The organism is Pseudomonas sp. GW-45 (genome assembly GCF_056896675.1).
Genome location: NZ_CM167674.1, coordinates 996056 through 1015354, shown reverse-complemented (window position 1 = coordinate 1015354; position 19299 = coordinate 996056). Strand labels below are relative to the sequence as shown.

The 19299-nt window shown below is 54.8% G+C and carries 15 protein-coding genes; 11 read left to right on the top strand and 4 right to left on the bottom strand.

Annotated features, from left to right (window positions below; genetic code table 11):
• Positions 1-2: 2 nt before the first annotated feature.
• On the bottom strand, positions 3-1769 hold the full coding sequence (locus AC1XYH_RS04580; protein ID WP_483325483.1) for a DUF1302 domain-containing protein: 1767 nt from the start codon (positions 1767-1769) through the stop codon (positions 3-5).
• Positions 1770-2037: 268 nt separating this feature from the next.
• On the opposite strand from AC1XYH_RS04580, the gene AC1XYH_RS04575 reads away from it, so the two are divergent.
• Positions 2038-3081, top strand: a complete 1044-nt coding sequence (locus AC1XYH_RS04575) for an AraC family transcriptional regulator (RefSeq protein ID WP_483325482.1) — start codon at positions 2038-2040, stop codon at positions 3079-3081.
• Positions 3082-3268: 187 nt separating this feature from the next.
• Here the strand turns inward: AC1XYH_RS04575 and AC1XYH_RS04570 are convergent, their stop codons facing one another.
• Positions 3269-4633 carry a DUF1329 domain-containing protein gene (locus tag AC1XYH_RS04570; RefSeq protein ID WP_483326302.1) on the bottom strand — a complete coding sequence of 455 codons (1365 nt, stop codon included), beginning with the start codon at positions 4631-4633 and terminating at the stop codon, positions 3269-3271.
• 31 nt (positions 4634-4664) lie between these two features.
• Positions 4665-6455, bottom strand: coding sequence for a DUF1302 domain-containing protein (locus tag AC1XYH_RS04565; RefSeq protein WP_483325481.1), 1791 nt, complete (start codon positions 6453-6455; stop codon positions 4665-4667).
• Positions 6456-6944: 489 nt separating this feature from the next.
• Here AC1XYH_RS04565 and AC1XYH_RS04560 point away from each other — a divergent pair, with 489 nt between their 5' ends.
• On the top strand, positions 6945-7991 hold the full coding sequence (locus AC1XYH_RS04560; protein ID WP_483325480.1) for a helix-turn-helix transcriptional regulator: 1047 nt from the start codon (positions 6945-6947) through the stop codon (positions 7989-7991).
• A 23-nt stretch (positions 7992-8014) separates the two neighbouring features.
• On the opposite strand, the gene AC1XYH_RS04555 is transcribed toward AC1XYH_RS04560, so the two are convergent.
• Positions 8015-8860 carry a class I SAM-dependent methyltransferase gene (locus tag AC1XYH_RS04555; RefSeq protein ID WP_483325479.1) on the bottom strand — a complete coding sequence of 282 codons (846 nt, stop codon included), beginning with the start codon at positions 8858-8860 and terminating at the stop codon, positions 8015-8017.
• Positions 8861-9048: 188 nt separating this feature from the next.
• Here AC1XYH_RS04555 and arsS point away from each other — a divergent pair, with 188 nt between their 5' ends.
• The 9 genes from arsS to AC1XYH_RS04510 all read left to right on the top strand — a co-directional run bounded on the left by arsS (position 9049) and on the right by AC1XYH_RS04510 (position 19225).
• The gene (gene arsS / locus AC1XYH_RS04550; protein ID WP_483325478.1) at positions 9049-10011 is read left to right on the top strand and encodes an arsenosugar biosynthesis radical SAM (seleno)protein ArsS; all 963 of its coding nucleotides are present in this window, start codon (positions 9049-9051) and stop codon (positions 10009-10011) included.
• A gap of 55 nt (positions 10012-10066) precedes the next feature.
• Positions 10067-11437: a sodium:solute symporter gene (locus tag AC1XYH_RS04545; RefSeq protein WP_483326301.1), complete on the top strand. Its 1371-nt coding sequence runs from the start codon at positions 10067-10069 to the stop codon at positions 11435-11437.
• Positions 11434-12399 carry a hypothetical protein gene (locus AC1XYH_RS04540; RefSeq protein WP_483325477.1) on the top strand — a complete coding sequence of 322 codons (966 nt, stop codon included), beginning with the start codon at positions 11434-11436 and terminating at the stop codon, positions 12397-12399. Before AC1XYH_RS04545 ends, AC1XYH_RS04540 begins: the two co-directional genes overlap by 4 nt.
• A complete protein-coding gene (locus AC1XYH_RS04535) occupies positions 12396-14540 on the top strand; it encodes an FAD-dependent oxidoreductase (protein WP_483325476.1) in 2145 nt (714 codons plus the stop codon). The genes AC1XYH_RS04540 and AC1XYH_RS04535 overlap by 4 nt, the downstream gene beginning before the upstream one ends.
• A complete protein-coding gene (locus tag AC1XYH_RS04530; protein ID WP_483325475.1) occupies positions 14540-15223 on the top strand; it encodes a TIGR04283 family arsenosugar biosynthesis glycosyltransferase in 684 nt (227 codons plus the stop codon). Before AC1XYH_RS04535 ends, AC1XYH_RS04530 begins: the two co-directional genes overlap by 1 nt.
• Before the next feature lie 36 nt (positions 15224-15259).
• Positions 15260-15880: a TIGR04282 family arsenosugar biosynthesis glycosyltransferase gene (locus AC1XYH_RS04525; protein WP_483325474.1), complete on the top strand. Its 621-nt coding sequence runs from the start codon at positions 15260-15262 to the stop codon at positions 15878-15880.
• A 185-nt stretch (positions 15881-16065) separates the two neighbouring features.
• Entirely contained in the window at positions 16066-17262 is a 1197-nt protein-coding gene (locus tag AC1XYH_RS04520) for an acyl-CoA dehydrogenase family protein (RefSeq protein WP_483325473.1), read from the top strand.
• A 58-nt stretch (positions 17263-17320) separates the two neighbouring features.
• Positions 17321-18085 carry an SDR family NAD(P)-dependent oxidoreductase gene (locus AC1XYH_RS04515; RefSeq protein WP_483325472.1) on the top strand — a complete coding sequence of 255 codons (765 nt, stop codon included), beginning with the start codon at positions 17321-17323 and terminating at the stop codon, positions 18083-18085.
• Positions 18086-18175: 90 nt separating this feature from the next.
• Positions 18176-19225 (top strand): phosphotransferase, encoded by a 1050-nt coding sequence (locus AC1XYH_RS04510; RefSeq protein WP_483325471.1) that lies wholly within the window; start codon positions 18176-18178, stop codon positions 19223-19225.
• Positions 19226-19299 lie beyond the last annotated feature (74 nt).

Below are 19299 nucleotides of genomic sequence, written 5' to 3'. Positions count from 1 at the left end.
TCTTAGAAGCTTACGCTGAAGGTGAGGGATGCATAATCACGGTCAACGTTGGTGTTGTACTTACCGTCAAAGAAGCTGGTGTAACTTACACCGGCGCTGTAGCGGTTCGCGTAATCAGCATCCAAACCAACACTGACAGACTTGGCATCTTCGGTGAAGTTAGGGCCGTAACCATCAATATCGTGTGACCAAGCAAGGCTCGGCTTCAAGTTAACACCAGCGAACACGTTGCTGTAATCCAGAGACGCACGGATGCGATAGCCGTAGGACCAATCAGTGTAGAAGCCTTCGTTTTCGCACCAGCTATCGGCGTTTGGTGATTGGTCAGCGGGATCAGGCGCAGTTTGGGAAGAACAGGTTCCATTTGCGAACGGGCTTTGACCAAAAAGAGAATCACGACCATACATGGTGTCGCCAGCGCTATCGCCAATGCCGCCAATGTAGTTCACGCCTGCTTCACCCACCAAAGCCAAACGGCTAGCTCCCATGATGCGATCAACAAACTTGATCGCTGTCACCTGGGCTTGATAAAACTCTTTCCGGTCGTAGCCTTGAATATAATCGCCGACCGCATAGGTTTCATCACGATGAATATTGTTGCCACCAAAACCCCTAGTCAAAGCAGTACGGCTCATATCGCCTGTGTTGACCTGCAATGGCATGTTAGGCCGATAGCTAACTTCACCACCTAAAGACACACCTGAAACACTGGTTTGGAAGCTCACACCATACAGGCGAATGTCTTCTGGATATTCGAAGAAGTAACCTGCCGACCCGCCAACACCATTAATGCCAACTGCCGCACCGGCTCTGTTGGAGTAAATAGGCGCTCGACTGTGATAATTCATAGCATAGAAGCCGAATTCAGAGTCGTTCAACTCAGGGGCAAAGTAACGTAATGCCACGCCAAACTGACCATCATCTTTCGCTTCTTCGTTATGTTGCGTGCGAACAATATAGGTACCAGGTATCTGTTCGCCTTGCGGAGCGTCCGCAGGACCAGCGAAGTTCAGTCGATCCACACAGCCTTCAGCCAAGGTGTCAGCACCAAAGAAAGTACCGCAGTTATCCAAAGCATACGGAGCCCACTTAAGCTGATAGAAAGCTTCCATGCTTAAGTTTTCAGTCAGACCCTGAGATAGGTAAAGCATCTCAACCGGGAGCAAACCTTCTTTCAGCTCAGCACCCGGACGGCGCAAAGCGGCCACGTCAATCGGGTTGATTGAGTTAATAGAGTTCTGAATAAAGGTAGACTCACCCCAGCTCACAACCTGACGACCCAGACGAACGTTGCCTGGATTGTTGCCGATGAAGTAGTTGTGATAGACGAAAGCGTCTAACAGAGCTACGCCTGAGGACTTAACCAATGGGTTACGACCGGAGTCATCGATATCGTAGAAACGCTGGCTGCCGTCTTTGGTCTCAAAGTCGTACCAGTATTTACCACGGATGAACGCGCCAGAGTCTCCATAACGTAACTCAAGGTCATGCACGCCGCGGAAGATCTTGGAAAAAGCATCGCCCTTCTCATAGTTCAAACGGCCGTCATCGGAAGTTCGAGCGGCGGCCTCACCACCATTTTTGGGGGATATGAAACGCTTATCGGCGTCTTCCGTAGCCCAGCTGGCGCCCACAGAAAGCTGTGAATCAAACTGACCTTCGACCTCACCCAGCGAGAAGTTAATAGCACTCGCGGACCCAGAGAAACTGGCCAGCCCGATTGCCAGAGGCAACGCGGCGAGCGACCAAGCATGCATTTTTTTTGTCATTGTGCTGCTCCGTTAGAATGAATCATGGGCGCCAGACGACTTGGAGGCCTCTAGCACCGAGAGCAAGTCTGTCACGAGATTAAAAAACGAATTGGCCGATTAGGACGAGTTTTTTGGCCGGTTAGGACATTCATGCAATGAATACCCTCTGGTTTAGGCGTGCAATTATCCGTTGCAATTTTTTGCACAATCACCTGTGTTCCTTTATGGTTAAGGCAGGATTTTAGATGTATCCAATCACAATAATAAAATTGAGACGTCTCCTGTTATGAATCCCGAACTCCATCCGTTACCGTCGGAGCGCGTTCACGAACGTGCTCTCTGGGCTCAAGGCATTGTGCAGTGCCTTGAGGAATACGATAAGGGCATCAAGGATCTACCCGCAGACCTGCGACCTCATTGTAAGCAGGCCGACCTGAGCCTTTCCCACATAACACAAACCGATATGAATCGCCTTTGGCACACAGCCGCTCGCCTGTCACAAGATGAGTGCTTCGGTTTGCGCATGGGGCAACAGCATAATTGCAACACGCTGTCTCTGCTTTGTCTCGCGGCTGCCTCTAGCGAAACACTGGGCGACGCGATTCAACGTATCATCCGCTTTATGCCGGTACTCAGCACCCAAGTGCAGCTGTATTCTGTGGAAGACGACCAATATCTGACCCTATACTTCCAGCCCAAGGGCTCACCGCACCCCATGCACATGGAAGCCTTGATGAGCCAGTGCAACCGTATTTGGGAAGCCCTGGGCATCGGTCGAGCCTCACTGATGCTAGAAACCCGCCTCACTAGCGAACATGACAAGAGCAGATCCTTGTGTGAGAGCATTCTCGGTGGCCGGGTACGCTTGGGTGCAAAACGACAATCCGTACGAATCAATCGACGCTTTCTAAGCTCTCGTCTGCCGAGTGCCGACGCCTTCTTACGAAAGCGTCTCGATAGTTCCCTGGAAGACATGCTGAGCGACCTGCCCAATGTGGACTTTGCTGAACAGGTAAAACAGCGCATTCGTGTGCTGGTTTCTGAACGCACCGTATCAGAAGAGTTGGTCTCGACCCCTTTCAACATGAGCCCACGGCACTTACGTCGCAAACTCAGCGAGACTCAAACCACCTATGAGAAACTGTTGGATGAGGTACGCATGGAGCTAGCCGTGCGCCTTATAAAGGAAGGTAAACTGAATCTGGGCCGCATTGCCTTCGAACTTGGCTTTCTCGACCCAAGCAGCTTTACCCGCGCCTTCCGCCGATGGGTGGGCATGAGCCCAACCAATTATCGCAGCCAATACAACCAAGCCGCTGTGCCTTCCTGATAGCGACTACAAAAACAAATGAGGGCGCTAAGGCGCCCTCATTTGTTATGTGCTCTCTATATCCTCTATTTATTGCCCCCAGACACTCACTGCAGCGGGATTACTGATGGCACGAGGTGATCGCTCAACAGCGCAATAAAAAAGGGAGCCTTTCGGCTCCCTTCTCTTACAACCCAAAAACTACACTTTAACGGATACCTGAAGAACGCAGGGCCGCTGGAGTGAACTGGTTGTAGTTCGGCTTGAAATCGTACTGGGGGGCTGAATCCTCTTCAGAATACATACCCAGCGCGATGTAGCGACCCGCCAACAAGTCGTACAGCGTTTCAATGGTGTAGCCAGGAATCTTCTCTTTGTAGTTGAAGCCCATGTGGCCTTCGCCTACGCGCCAGAGAGTGCCACGACCATCGTAGTGGTCAGCAAGCGTGATCATCCATGAGTCTTCATCCATAAAGAAGTTGCGCTGTGCGTAAATATGGCGCTGGCCTTCTTTGACGTTGCCCTGCACTTCCCACACACGGTGCAGCTCGAAACGCGTGTAATCAGGGTTGATGTGGCCGGCCTGAAGTACGTCCTCATACTTGACGCTAGGATCTGTCAGCTTCCCGCTGTTGTAAGGAACGTAGATTTCCTTCTTACCAACCAACTTCCAGTTGTAACGGTCAGGGGCACCGTTATACATGGCAAAGTTGTCGGAAGTACGCATGCCGTCAGACGCCGTGCCTGGACCGTCATAGGCAACCTGAGGAGCACGACGAACACGACGCTGACCAGCGTTGTAAACCCACGCCATGCGCGGCTCTTTCAACTGATCCAGGGTGTCGTGGACCAGCAGGACGTTACCGGCCAGTCGTGAAGGTGCGTTCACACGCTGTTTGAAGAACAACAGAGTGTTAGGCATGGTGGACGCATCGATGTCATCCATCAGCTGCGGATAACCCGCCTCTTCTTCCAGCTTGATCAGCGTGTAAGAACCATTGGTTTGCGGCATGGCCTGCATATACCAACGCTTGATGTTCACGCGATAGCGGGTGTTGTGGTTCCAAACAACCTCAGCCCCAGACTTGGGTACTGGAAACGCGAAAGTGCCATGTGCGAAGTTGGAAATACCATCACCACCATTAACCAGCTTAGCTTGACCGGCAGTCTGCTTGACCTGGTCATACACGGACTGCGGGTAACCAACGGTACGCTGGGACTTGTAGACCGGCATCTTGAAGGTTTCTGGGTAACGCTCAAACAGGGCAACCTGGCCAGGAGTCAGGTTGTCCTTGTACTGCTGATAGTTCTGAGCGGTGATCACAAACTCTGGCTGCTCGCCCTTGAACGGGTTTTCCAGGAAGTTATTGTCCAACTCTTTACCAGCATCAGTGCCCAGACCGCCAGTCCACTCGGGAATGGTGCCCGCAGCATTACCAGCCTTCTCTGCGCCGATTGGCGTCAGAGTAGTGCCCAATGAATCGATTTCGGATTGGGTCAGGCTTTGCGCCATGACACCAGAGGCCAGCAGACTCAAAGCCAAACCGCCTGCACCCAATAGAGTTTTTTGCATACGCATATTATTCTTTCTCCTGTGGTCGTTCTTAGAAGCTTACGCTGAAGCTAGCGGCCAAAAAGTCGCGATCAACGGCGGTGTTGTACTTACCATCGAAGAAATCGGTGTAGCTCAAGCTAGCGGCATATTTGTTGCCGTAGTCAGCATTCACGCCCACGCTGATTGACTTGCCATCTTCAGTGAAGTTGGGGCCGTAACCTTCGACATCGTGGGTCCAAGCCAAGTTCGGGCTCAGGTTGATACCGGCAATAACGTTGCTGTAGTCCAGCGACGCACGCAAGCGGTAGCCGTAAGACCAATCAGTGTAGAAGCCGTCGTTCTCGCACCAGCTCTTACCATTTGGCGAAGAGGCTTGCGAGGCACAGTTGCCCGCCACAACACCGGCAGCAGCAGCACCTTCATCGCCATTGTATGGGCTCTGACCGAACAAAGAGTCACGGCCAAACTTGGTATCGCCCAAACCACCGATGTAGTTGACACCAGCCTCACCAACCAGCGACAGGCGGCTTGCACCCAGAACGCGATCGAAGAACTGAATGGCGGTTACCTGCGCCTGCCAGAATTCCTTGCGCTCATAGCCTGAAATCTCAGTGCCAGCTGGTACGTTTGCAAAATCACGATGGGTATTATCAGCACCCAACTGCAAAGCTGTACGGCTCATATCGCCGGTATTGATTTGCAATGGCATGTTTGGACGATAACTAACTTCACCGCCAATAGAGGCGCCAGCCACACTCGTCTGGAAGCTCACACCGTAAAGGCGAATATCTTCAGGATATTCAAAGAAGTAACCAGCACCACCCAGCAAGCCATCTATACCGACGGTAGCAGTAGCAGGACCTTGAGTTGCCAGCTTCCCAGCCTTGTTCGAGTAAATCGGCGTACGACTGTGATAATTCATGGCATAGAAGCCGAACTCAGAGTCATTCAGTTCAGGTGCGAAATAACGGAAAGCGACCCCGAACTGGCCATCATTGCTAGCGTCTTTGTCCTTCTCGCTACGAACGATGGTTGTGAAGTTAGGCTGTTTGCCTTGCTCAAAATCCTGACCAGTGAACACCAGTCGATCAGTACAACCTTTGGCCAAAGTATCAGACCCAAAGAAAGTACCGCAGTTATCCAGCACGGTAGGCGCCCACTTCAGCTGGTAAAAGGCTTCCATGCTCAGGTTGTCCGTCAACCCCTGAGACATGTAAAGCATTTCAACCGGCAGCAGGCCTTCTTTAATTTCTGCACCCGGACGGCGCAATGCAGCAACGTCAATAGGGTTGATCGAGTTGATCGAGTTTTGGATGAAGGTGGACTCACCCCAGCTCACAACCTGACGACCCAGACGTACGTTGCCTGGATTGTTGCCAATAAAATAGTTGTGATATACGAACGCGTCTAACAGCGCTACGCCTGACGCTTTTTGCAGCGGATCGCGGCCAGAGTCGTCAATATTATAGAAACGCTGATCGCCGTCTTTGGTTTCGAAGTCGTACCAGTATTTACCACGAACAAACGCACCAGAGTCGCCGTAGCGCAGCTCCAGATCGTGTACGCCGCGGAAAATCTTGGAGAATACGTCACCAGCTTCATAGTTCTGACGACCATCATCAGAGGTGCGGGCCGCTGCTTCGCCGCCGTTATCAACGGAGATGAAACGTTTGTCTGCGCCCTGCGTAGACATACTGGCACCGATGGAAAGCTGTGAGTCGAATTGACCCTGCACTTCACCGAGATTGAAGTTAACTGCGTTAGCAGATCCAGAAAAGCTGGCCATTCCGATTGCCAAAGGCAATGCGGCTAAGGACCAAGCATGCATTTTTTTTGTCATTGTGCTGCTCCGTTTGGGTGACATGAACCTGTGTATCGAGGGACACGTTCAGGACCAACGCAGTCTGTCATGAGGCCAGTACAAATAACCTGCCCAAGTCGGCCAATATATTTGTCTCAAAAGGACATTCACACAATGAATTAGCATTATGCAATATGGCTAAAGACACCCAAAAAGGCGAAAGGCTACTGTGCAAATCCGGTTTACAACCCAGCCAAAATAACACGCCAACGCCTCTGGCCTGAGCAACGGCTAGTCAAACCTGAGCTCATCGACATTTTTTTAAGCATTCTTAATGAGTCTTGAGCTTCCCATTAAAAGGGCACACTTAGCGCCTGCCAAGGCGCTCCAGCAGAATCCTACATTGCTGGTAACAATATTCTGCTCTGCGAAACTATATTCCAGGCTTTTCCACGTATTTTTTATCGTTATAATCCGCCAACAAGACAAACACCGTTTTTGTCACCTACAAAGTAAAACAGGCTCGGGATGATGTTCGAACAGTCGAGTTCACGCTCCTTTATACGTGTACGTGAAAGTGCATTCTGGGCAACGGCCGTAGAGCAGACACTCAGGCAATACGACCTCTCATTGCGCAATTCCAGCGCAGCCGCCTGCCTATTCAGCGAACAGTTTGAATCCGAAGGCTTTATTGACCAGCAGTTTTGCTCTCTGGTTTGGAGTGAAGCAACGCGTATAGCAGATGACCCTCTGCTCGGCTTGCGTATGCATCGGGTCTTCAGCCCTACCGCATTCAATATGCTCGCTCTAGCGGCTTCAGCCTCACCGAAGATTGAGGATGCGTTGAATATCCTCACGCGATACTTCCCGATCGTCAGCACTCAGCTGACTTTGAAAGTAGAAATGCGAGAAGAATCGGTGCACTTAGAGCTAAAACCGATAGGCGATACTCACCCCCAACATTTGGCCTCAATTATTGGATACCTGGCACGTTACTTCACCCGCATAGACCTCGACGGCGACGGGCTGCTTTACGGCATTCAGCTCGCTGACCATCATTATGCGCACGAGAAAAGCTGCCGACTCTTGCTGAAAAATCAGCAGGTGAGCTTTGCTGACCGTTACTCGTTGTCGCTCAAACGCCAATTACTGGACAAGCCTTTGGCTACAGCATCAAGCCTGCTGTTGCCCAAACTGACTGAAATTTTGCAGCACATGCTGGCCACTCTGCCCAGCAGCGCACTGTCCGAGCAGGTGAAGCGTCGAATCCATTTACTCTTGGGGTCTGGTGACATCAGCGCCGAGCGGGTTGCCGGGCCAATGAATATCAGCCAGCGGCATCTGCGCCGTAAACTGAGTCAGGAAGGAACGTCTTACGAGCAGTTAGCCGATGAGGTTCGGCGTGAAGCGGCGCTGCGTATGATTGCTGATGGGCAGTTGTCGTTAACCAGCATTGCTTATGAACTGGGCTTTTTAGACCCTAGCAGTTTTACCCGCGCTTTCCGCCGCTGGACCGATATGAGTCCAACGGCCTACCGTCGCCAGCTCAGCAAAAAAGCCAACCCTTCCAGCTAAACAACTGGAAGGGTTGTCACGCCTTATTCAGGTTTAATGAACAACAACGTCATGCGATCACTTTCACCAATGGCAAGGTAACGCGCCCGATCCTTGTCGCCCAAACGCAGCGTTGGCGGCAACGTCCAGACGCCTTCCGGGTGATCCGTTGAATCCTGCACGTTCTGATTAACCGGGCTCACCGACACCAGTTCAAACCCTGCGGCTTCGGCCAGCTCCCGTACCTTGGTCTCGGTCACATAGCCTGTTTTGATCATCTGCTCCATGCTGGTACCGGCACGTGCGCGATGCTCCACGACCCCCAACATGCCACCCGGTTTCAGCGCCGCATAGAACTTGCCAAACATTTGTCCGGCCTGATCTTCACCAGCGGATAACCAGTTGTGTACATTGCGGAAAGTCAGTACGCGGTCCGCAGTGCCAGGTTCAGTGATGGGTAGCTCTGGGTCGTAGTTCAGCGTGGCTAGTTCTACCTTGCCGTAAAGTTCAGGATCGTCAGCTAATTTGGCTTCAAACTCGGAACGCGAGCGACGGAAAAAAGCCACATCCGACTCAGGATCAAAATGCGCAGCAATCAACTTGCCGTCATCGTGCAGCAAAGGCGCCAGGATTTCGGTATACCAGCCGCCGCCGGGCCAGACTTCGATGACCGTTTGCTCCGGCGTTACACCGAAAAAAGCCAAGGTATGTTCGGGGTTGCGATAGGCATCGCGCATGACATTTTGGATATTACGCACGCTGCCGGATGTTGCATCGCGCAATGCCTCCTGCTGCGCTTGCGTAACTTGCGGCGGCGAAACCGCCGTATCCTGCGCCAGTACCGCACCCGATAAAAGTAACGCGTTAGCAGCCACCAAAAACCGATTCATCCCAATACCTCCCCTTACCTGACTGAAAAACCAAACGTCACAAGACTAGCTCCTGACCGCCTTGATGACACGTCTTGTGACAAGACCCTTAAGAAATGGTGCCGCAAAGCAAAACATCGCAGGTAATTTGTAACAAAGGAGGCGGCCAATGCTCTACTCTTTATATAGCTAATTACGAGGACCACTCTGTGCTGGATACCCTGCCCCTGTTGAACCGTCTCGATTTCCCGCCTATCAAACGTCGGGCGTTGGACACCTTACAGGTCAACCTGACCTACGAGTGCAATCAGCGCTGCCTGCATTGCCACGTCAATGCAGGCCCTACCCGCACAGAAGCCATGAGTGATGAGGTAATCGAGGACTTATATCGGGTATTAGACGCACATTCGGTAAAAACACTGGATTTGACTGGCGGCGCACCCGAGATGCACCCGCGCTTTCGCGACATAGTGCGCCATGCACGCGCCGAAGGTATTGAAGTTATTGACCGCTGTAACCTCACCATTCTTTCGGAGCCGGGTTACGAAGACCTGGCTGAGTTTTTGGCTGCTAATCACGTCCAGATATCTGCCTCATTACCTTGCTACTCACGCGACAATGTAGATAAGCAGCGCGGCGATGGTGTGTTTGAGCGCAGCATCCAGGGCTTGTTGCAGCTTAACCGCCTGGGTTACGGCGTAGCCGAAAGCGGCCTTGAATTAAATCTGGTGTACAACCCACAGGGCCCGAGCCTGCCACCGCCCCAAGCTGCGCTCCAGAGCGAATACAAAGAGCATCTGAGTGAAGATTTTGGCATCGCGTTCAGCCAGCTATTCACTATCACTAATCAGCCCATTGCGCGCTTTGGCAGCACCTTGGCAAGTCGAGGCCAATTCAACGATTACATGCAATTGCTGCGCGACAATTTCAGTGCCGATAACCTGCCGGGGCTAATGTGCCGCAATACCATCAGTGTCGATTGGCGCGGCTATTTATACGATTGCGACTTCAATCAGATGCTGGAACTGCCGCTGCCCCTCATCGCCAGTGATCGCCCACACCTGAACCAACTGGCCGACCAAACACTGCAAGACAACCCCATCGCCACTCGCGACCATTGCTTTGCCTGCACCGCTGGCCAAGGCTCTAGCTGTGGCGGCGTGATCAGCTAAAACGGGTTGAATCTCTAACTCACATCAATCCACTGACAGGTACCACTGCATGGCCATCAGTAGTATGACCGGCATTTTTTTCTGGGGTTTTCTGCTCGCGTACGGCGCAATCATGTTCGCGCTGTCGCCCCGTAGCGTTACTCTTGGCGGCTTTTTTAACGGTGAAGATAACGCTGGCCGCCCAGCCTCGCCATTGCTACTAACCATCAGTATTTTCATCAGCTGGATTTTCGCCAAATCCGTCACCAATGCCGCCAATCTTGGCGCTGAGTTTGGTTTGGTTGGCGGCTTGGCTTACGCCACTTACTGGCTGTCGATTCCGCTTTGTGGCTATGTGATCTACCGTTTGCGTCGTCAATTCGGCGCCACCAGCATGGTTAGCTTTTTGACCAGCAACTATGGTCGCGGCGCCGCACTCGCGTTTTCTGCCGCCATTCTTATTCGCCTGTTCAATGAAATATGGAGCAACACTGCGGTGGTTGGCGGCTACTACGGCGCAAGTGGTAGCACACCTTTCATTCTCGCTGCGTTGCTGTTCACTGCAGTGACACTGGCCTACAGCCTACGCGGCGGTTTGCGCAGCTCAATTCTGACTGACGCAGCTCAAGCAGCAATTTTCGTCGTCGCATTGGTGTGGGTGCTGGGCCTGGTATTACCTAACCACTCGGTGAGCGAGTTAAGCAGCACCAGCAGCTGGGCGATGAATGCCGGGGTAGACCTCTTTCTGGTCGCGTGTTTACAGCTGTTCAGCTACCCATTCCATGATCCGGTACTAACTGATCGCGGATTTATCACCGAAGAAAAAACCATGTTGCGCGCCTTTACGCTGGCCGGGGTACTGGGGTTTTTCGCGATATTGGCGTTCAGCTTGATCGGCGTACACGCCAGCCTCAGCGGCATCGAAGCCAGCGGCAACGTTCCCGCTGAGCTGGCCAAAACCATGGGTATCGGCGCGTTAATCGTAATGACCTTGGTGATGATTTCCGCCGCCGGCTCAACGCTGGACTCGACTTTCTCAAGCCTCGCTCGCCTCACCGGCCGTGAATTACCAGCGCTGGCTGGGCGCAACCTGGGGCAAAAGGCGATAGCTGTGGGCATGCTCGCCATGGTGCTGTTTGCCATATTCGGCAACTTACCCATGCTAGCCGGCACAGACATTCTCAAAGCCACCACCATCAGCGGCACCATGGTGATTGGCTTGGCCCCGGTGTTTATCCTGCACGGTGTTGTGCGTCCTACCCGGCTGGGCTTTCACCTGAGCTTTTGGTGCGGCCTGCTGCTCGGCGTTGCATTGATCCTAAACTGGATTCCCGCCAGCTGGGCCATTGGCGATGGCCGCTACGCGGTGCTGCTGGGCGTTAACTTGTACGGCCTCCTGCTGTGCACTGCGGCCTACCTGCTCTGCGGTATACGGAGAACAGCATGACGCCTGGACGCAGTTGTCCGCTGGACTATCAGCTGCCGACCGATAACTTTATCGCCGAGGCTCTGTTCGCCTGCGACTCTCTCTACGTGGTGGGTGGGCTTTACGGCAACGAACAAGCACTCACGGCACTGACCAAACGGCTCCAGCGTGAACCCGAGGCACGCGTGGTGTTCAACGGCGACGCTCATTGGTTTGATTGTGAGCCAGACCTGTTCAAGCGCATCGAAGAGCAGATTGCACCGCACACTCTGCTGCGCGGTAACGTCGAGACAGAGCTAGGGCGTAAGGAGCATTCGGACAACGGTTGCGGCTGCGCCTACCCGTCAGACGTACCCGAGCAAACAGTGGACTGGTCAAACGCCATCCATGCACGGCTAAGCGCTTGTGTAGATCAACTACCCGGCATGGCTGATTCTTTGGCGCAGCGGGCAGCAACCGCTGTGGTTGAAATCGCTGGGCAACGCGTGGCTATAACTCACGGCGACGAACAGTCTCTGGCCGGCTGGCAATGTGACCGTCAAACGCTAAGTCGCCCTGAGCGTCAAAAGCAATTGGCCAAGTGGTGCGACAACAACCGAATCAGTGTGCTCGCGACCAGTCATACTTGCTCACCCGCCGCACTGGCCACGGAGCGCTGGGCAGTAATCAATAACGGCGCAGCCGGTATGCCTAATTTCAACAACGGCTGCTACGGATTGGTAACTCGCATTGCCTCGCAGCCCAGTCTCGCCGCGCTATACCGCGCCCAAGTGGGTGCTTTGTATATCGAAGCCATACCGCTTAATTACGATCACTCATCCTTTCTCGCCGAATTTGATCGCCAATGGCCAACAGGCAGCCCTGCTGCCCTGTCTTACCGTGCGCGAATCACCGACGGCACCACAGATCAACCGCTGGATGCATTACTCGGGGGCTTTACCCTGGCCAGTACCCTTTGCGCCCTGGAGGCCCATTTCGTATGAATATCAAGAAGCTGGCAGTACTGCTGGCAATCATCGCGCTAGTAGTCGCGTTCTTTGTTTTTGACCTTAACCAATACCTTAGCCTGGACGCGATCAAGGCGCAGCAAACCGCCTTGAATGCGCAGGTGGTCGCCAACCCTCTGATCGCTGGCGGGCTGTTCTTTGCGGCTTACGTTCTAGTGACAGCACTGTCATTACCCGGTGCGGCGCTGATGACGCTAGCCGGCGGAGCGCTTTTTGGGCTCGGCTGGGGTTTGTTGCTGGTGTCCTTCGCATCCAGCCTGGGTGCAACGCTAGCCATGCTGATCAGCCGTTTTCTGCTGCAAGACTGGGTTCAGAAACGCTTTGGTCGTCGTCTGAAGCCTCTGAACGACGGCATTGAGCGAGAAGGCGCCTTCTATCTATTCGCCCTGCGTCTAGTACCGGCTTTCCCGTTCTTCATGATCAACCTCGCCATGGGCCTCACCCGCATCAAGGCGCGCACCTTCTGGTGGGTAAGCCAGCTGGGCATGCTGCCGGGCACCTTTGTTTACGTGAACGCTGGCCGCGAACTGAGCCAGCTGGAATCCCTCGGCGGCATCCTGTCTCCAGGCCTGATTGGCGCCTTTGTACTGCTCGGCCTGTTCCCGCTGATCGCGCGTAAGATCCTCGATTACATCAAAGCTCGCCGCGTGTACAAAGGCTGGGAGAAGCCAAAATCCTTTGATCGCAATCTAGTGGTTATCGGCGCCGGTAGCGGTGGCTTGGTCAGTGCGTATATAGCGGCAGCGGTTAAAGCCGAAGTCAGCCTGATCGAAAAGCACGCCATGGGCGGCGACTGTCTCAACACCGGCTGTGTACCCTCCAAAGCGCTGATTCGCTCAGCGCGGCTGGCGGCTGAAATCAAACGCGCTGCCGCGCTTGGCTTTACCAACGCCAGCGCGACCGTAGACTTCGCCCGCGTGATGGACCGCGTGCAGCGGGTGATCAAAGACATCGAGCCGCACGATTCAGTTGATCGCTACAGCGAACTCGGCGTTGATGTCATTCAAGGTGCAGCGCGTATCAGCTCACCCTGGAGCGTTGAAGTAGAAGGCCGCACTCTGACCACCCGCAATATCATCATCGCTGCGGGTGGTCGCCCAATAATGCCGCCGATCCCCGGCTTGGACGCCGCGCCCGCGTATACCTCTGACACCCTGTGGGGGCTACGCGAACAACCTCGTCGCCTGTTGGTATTAGGGGGCGGCCCGATCGGCTGTGAGCTGGCACAAGCCTTCCAACGCCTGGGTTCGCAAGTGATTCAGATGGAACGCGGCGAACGCTTGCTACCACGTGAAGATAGCGACGCCAGTGAGCTGGTTAGCCTCGCCATGCGCAGCGAGGGCGTCGACTTGCGGTTAAGTCACCAGGCTGAGCGTTTCGAGCAGAACGCCGAAGGTCATGTGGTTATCGCAAAGAAAATGGACACAGACGAGCTGGTTTCCATTGGCTTTGACGCGGTGCTAGTAGCCGTTGGCAGGCAAGCCAATACCAAAGGCTATGGCGTCGAAGATCTGGAATTAAAGCTGCGCGACAACGGCACGCTGGACACCAACGAATTTCTGGCCACGCGTTTCCCTAACATTTACGCAGTCGGCGATGTGACCGGGCCGTACCAGTTTACCCATGCCGCCGCGCATCAAGCCTGGTACGCCGCAGTCAACGCGTTGTTTGGTGGCTTCAAGCGCTTCAAGGTCGACTACCGCGTGCTCCCCCACGTCACCTTTACCGAACCCGAAGTTGCCCGTGTGGGTCTCTCTGAAACAGAGGCACGCGAGCAAGACGTCGAGGTTGAAGTCACTCGCTACGGCATTGATGATCTGGATCGTGCCATCGCCGATGAAGCTGCTGAGGGCTATGTGAAAGTGCTGACCGTACCCGGCAAAGACCGCATCCTGGGCGTCACCATCGTGGGTGCCCATTCTGGCGAGCTGATAGCCGAATACGTTCTGGCCATGAAGCATGGTTTGGGTCTGAACAAGGTGCTGGGAACTATACACAGCTACCCCACCATGTCCGAGGCCAACAAGTACGCCGCAGGTGAATGGAAGCGCGCGCACGCACCTGAAAAACTGCTCGGTTGGGTGCAGCGCTGGCACCGCTGGCGGTTAAAGCACTGATGCTGAACGCTGGTTCACCGCGCCTGAGCATCATCATGCCAGCGCGTAACGAGGCTAAGCACATAGTTGCCAGTCTGTTGCCGCTGCAATCATTGCGTGGCGAGCTGGAGATTATCCTGGTCGATGGCGGCAGCAGCGATAGCACAGTAGCGTTGGCTGAGCCGCTGTGCGATCAAGTGCTGCACAGCCCTCCCGGTCGCGCCCGGCAAATGAATGCCGGCGCCACCGTAGCCAGCGGCGAGACCCTGCTATTTCTGCACGCCGATACGCAGCTGCCGGCGGGCTTCTTGCACTTGATTAGCTTGAAGGTGAATGCGCAAGAACCCTGGGGCCGCTTCGATGTAAAGCTCGAACCAAGCGGTGCTCTGCTGCGCTTGGTTGCTTCGATGATGAACTGGCGCTCGCGCTTAACCGGAGTCTGCACCGGGGATCAGGGCATTTTTGTGCAGCAGCGACTATTTGCGGAACTTGGTGGCTACGCAGACCTCCCACTTATGGAGGACATAGAGCTAAGCAAGCGGCTGCGCCAACATGGCAAACCAGTCTGCTTGCAGCCAGCTCTGATTACCTCCAGCCGCCGCTGGCAACAGCATGGCACCCTGCGCACCATAGTCCTGATGTGGTGGCTGCGCATGCTCTACTGGCTGGGCGTGCCACCCCATCGCCTGGCCCTGTGGTACTAACTTGGTAGGATTTTTCAGAACCTGACGGAGGCTTACATGCCCAACCGCCCTCGCCCGCTATTGATTTTCGCCAAGGCCCCGATTCCTGGCCAGGTCAAAACCCGCTTAATTCCCGCGCTGGGCACCAAAGGTGCCTGCGAGCTTTACACGCAGCTGCTGCGCCATAGCCTGCAACAGACCATCGATTGGCCAGCGCAACGCTATCTTTATGCGCCGCAGATCGATCACCCATTGTTGCAACAACTAGCCAAAGAACATGACCTTATCCTGCGACTGCAGGTAGGCGCTGACCTAGGTGAACGTATGGCTAACGCACTGGCAGAATTCCCCGGTGGCGCCCTGTTAATTGGCAGCGACTGCCCGGATATGAATACCGCCGTGTTGCAGCAAGCCAATACTGCATTGGCGACTCACGATGCTGCGGTGATACCCAGCGAGGATGGCGGCTATGTGCTGATAGGCCAACGGCGTCCCGATGCGGTCCCTTTCACTAACATGCATTGGAGCCATAGCCGGGTTATGCATGAGACCCGCAAACGACTCCAGGCGGCGGAACAAAGCCTGTGGGAAGGTGGCACCCTGTGGGACCTCGATGAACCAAGCGATCTAATGCGCCTACCACCAGAACTACGACCGGAGATAGCGGGCGCTGCTTAGAGCGCACGTTAGACAGCACCGGTCTCGTTAACGCTGATAATACAGCCACCCCTTAATCACTATTTTTTATCGAGCTTCATTCCAGCGGCAGGACATTGTTCTTATTCCGTCTCGCTGACTATATGGTCACTGGCATTGCATCACCCGTGAAATCAACCCACGACCACCCATGCCAAGGATCTAACATGTTTGAACTGAGCCCCCGCGTAGAAGAAGTAAAACAGCAAGTCGAAGCTTTTATGGATGAGTACATCTACCCGAATGAAGCGCTGTTTTACGAGCAAGTCAAAGATAACAAGTGGGGCCATCCGCCGATCCTGGAAGAGCTCAAAGCAAAGGCGCGCAGCCAGGGCCTGTGGAACATGTTTCTGCCCCACTCCGAGCGTGGCGCGGGCCTGAACAACGAAGAATACGCGCACCTCTGTGAAATCATGGGTCGTGTTTCCTTCGCGGGTGAAGTCTTCAACTGCAGCGCCCCGGATACCGGCAACATGGAAACCATCGAACGCTACGGTAACGAAGAGCAAAAAGAGCAGTGGCTCAAGCCGTTGCTGGCTGGCGAGATTCGCTCTTGCTTCTCCATGACCGAACCCGACGTCGCCTCCTCCGACGCCACCAACATCCAGTGCGAAATTCGCCGCGAAGGCGATGAGTACGTGATCAACGGTACCAAGTGGTGGTCTTCCGGAGCGCTGAACGAGCATTGCAAGATCGCCATCGTAATGGGCAAGACCGATCCCGATGCGCCCAAGCATTTGCAGCAGAGCATGATTCTGGTGCCACTCGACACCCCCGGCGTGACCATCGTTCGTGAACTGCACGTGTTCGGCTACGACCACGCACCGCACGGCCACGCCGAGATCACCTACGAAAACGTTCGCGTTCCGGTTTCCAACATTCTGCTGGGCGAAGGCCGTGGTTTCGAAATTGCTCAAGGTCGCCTCGGGCCAGGCCGTATTCACCATTGCATGCGCAGCATCGGCATCGCCGAACGTGCACTGGCCGCCATGTGCCGCCGCGCCGCCGAGCGCGTCGCCTTCGGTAAGCCGCTGTACCAGCACGGCAGCACCTCTGAAGCCATCGCCAAGTCGCGCTGTGAGATCGATCAGGCTCGCCTGCTGACCCTGCACGCTGCACGCTACATGGACCTGCACGGCAACAAGGTTGCCCGTCAGCAAATCGCCATGATCAAAGCGGTAGCACCTACCATGGCCTGCAACGTGATTGACCGCGCGATCCAGGTATTTGGCGCCAAGGGCGTATGCCAAGACACCTTCCTGGCTTCTGCTTACGCCAAGGCTCGTACCTTGCGCCTGGCCGACGGCCCAGACGAAGTCCATTTGGGCACCATCGCTAAGTTGGAAATGAGCCAATATCTATAATCTCGTCCAGGCTCTGCCAGTTTACGGGTAGAGCCTGAATGTTTTTGAGGCCTGCACTATGAGTTCATTATTTGATTTAACCGGCAAGGTCGCGATCATCACCGGTTCGACCAAGGGCATCGGCAAAGCCATTGCCGAGGAATACGCCAAGGCGGGTGCCAAAGTTGTCATTTCCAGCCGCAAGGCGGACGTCTGCGAACAGGTTGCAAGCGAACTGCGTGAGCAGGGTTTCGACGCTATGCCCATTGCTTGCCATGTAGGCGATAAAGCGCAGTTGCAGAACCTGGTCGACCAGACGCTAGCGGCTTGGGGCAAGATCGACATTCTGGTGTGCAACGCTGCCACCAACCCGGTTTATGGCCCCACGCACAACGTCAGCGACGAAGCCTTCGACAAGATCATGGGCACCAACGTCAAGGGTACGTTCTGGCTGTGCAACATGGCTATTCCGCACATGGTCAAGCAAGGTGGCGGCTCTATCGTGCTGCTGTCGAGCATCGCCGGCCTACGAGCCAGCGCCAACATCGGCGTATACGGCATGTCCAAGGCAGCCGAAGCCGGTCTGGCACGCAACCTCTCGCTGGAATGGGGTCCGCAGAATATTCGCGTTAACTCCATCGCTCCTGGCCTGATCCGTACCGACTTCGCCCAAGCTCTGATCGAAGACCCTGAACGCCTCAAGCGAGTAGAAGAAAAACTGCCGCTACGCCGCGTTGGTGAACCTGTCGATATCGCCGGGGTGGCGCTGTTCCTGGCCTCCAAAGCAGGCGCTTACGTCACTGGCCAGACCATCGTTGCCGATGGCGGCGATACCATTGCCTGATAACGTCTGATTCATAAGGCTTTTCTACACGCCAGGCGGCCGCCTGGCGTGTTACTTTCTGCACAGACCCATTCACTACAGGACCATAAGATGAGCGGAGCCACCCTGATTGAAGTATTGCCTGCACACCAGTTTGACCAAGCCAAGCTGGCCAAATACCTGCAGGATTACCTCCCCGGAGCCAACCAGGGCATGAAAGTCCAGCAGTTCCAGGGCGGCCAGTCCAACCCGACTTTCCTGCTGGAAATCGGCGAAAAGCGTTACGTTTTGCGCAAGAAGCCACCGGGCAAACTGCTGCCTTCTGCACACATGGTCGAGCGTGAGTACCAAGTGATCAATGCACTGGGTAAGACTGATGTGCCGGTTCCCGGCGTCCATCTGTTGTGTGAAGACCCCGAGATCATCGGCACCGCTTTCTATGTGATGGACTATGTTGACGGTCGCGTTTACTCGCAGCCACAGCTAGCCGAAGTCGCGCAAGAAGAACGCATGCCGATTTACCAGTCTATGATCCAGACCATGGGTCAGCTGCACAATGCCGACTGGAAAGCCATTGGCCTGGAAGGCTACGGCAAGCCCGACAACTACATCGCCCGTCAGCTCAAGCGTTGGGGCGGCCAGTTTGAAGCCAGCCGTACCGATGACATGCCCTCCATGGATGCCCTGATGAAGTGGCTGCCGGAAAACATTCCTGCGGACGACAGCACCACCATCGCCCACGGCGACTTCCGCATCGGCAACCTGATGCTGCACCCAACTGAATCCAAAGTCGTGTCCATTCTCGACTGGGAACTGGCGACCCTGGGCCATCCTCTGTCGGATCTGGCCTACTGCTGCCTGCCCTACCACATGCCGTTGAACGTCGATGGCGCCAAGGGTTTGGTCGGTGCCGATCTGAAATCCCTCGGCCTGCCGGAAGAACAGCAAGTGCTCGACTGGTACTGCAAGTACACCGGCCGCACTGAAGTGCCAGATTGGAACTTCTTCCTGGCCTTCTCGCTGTTCCGTTTGGCGGCCATTGTGCAGGGTGTTTATCACCGCGCCCTGCAAGGCAACGCGAGCAACGCCGATGCATTGGAAGTCGGCAAACGCGCCAGCCTGCTGGCTGATCGCGGCTGGGAAATAGCCCAGAGCAAGTAACTCAGCAACACCCTCGCGGGGCACCTCATCAGGTGCCCCGCATTGTTTTTACCCAAAGACGCTTTCGCCTACCG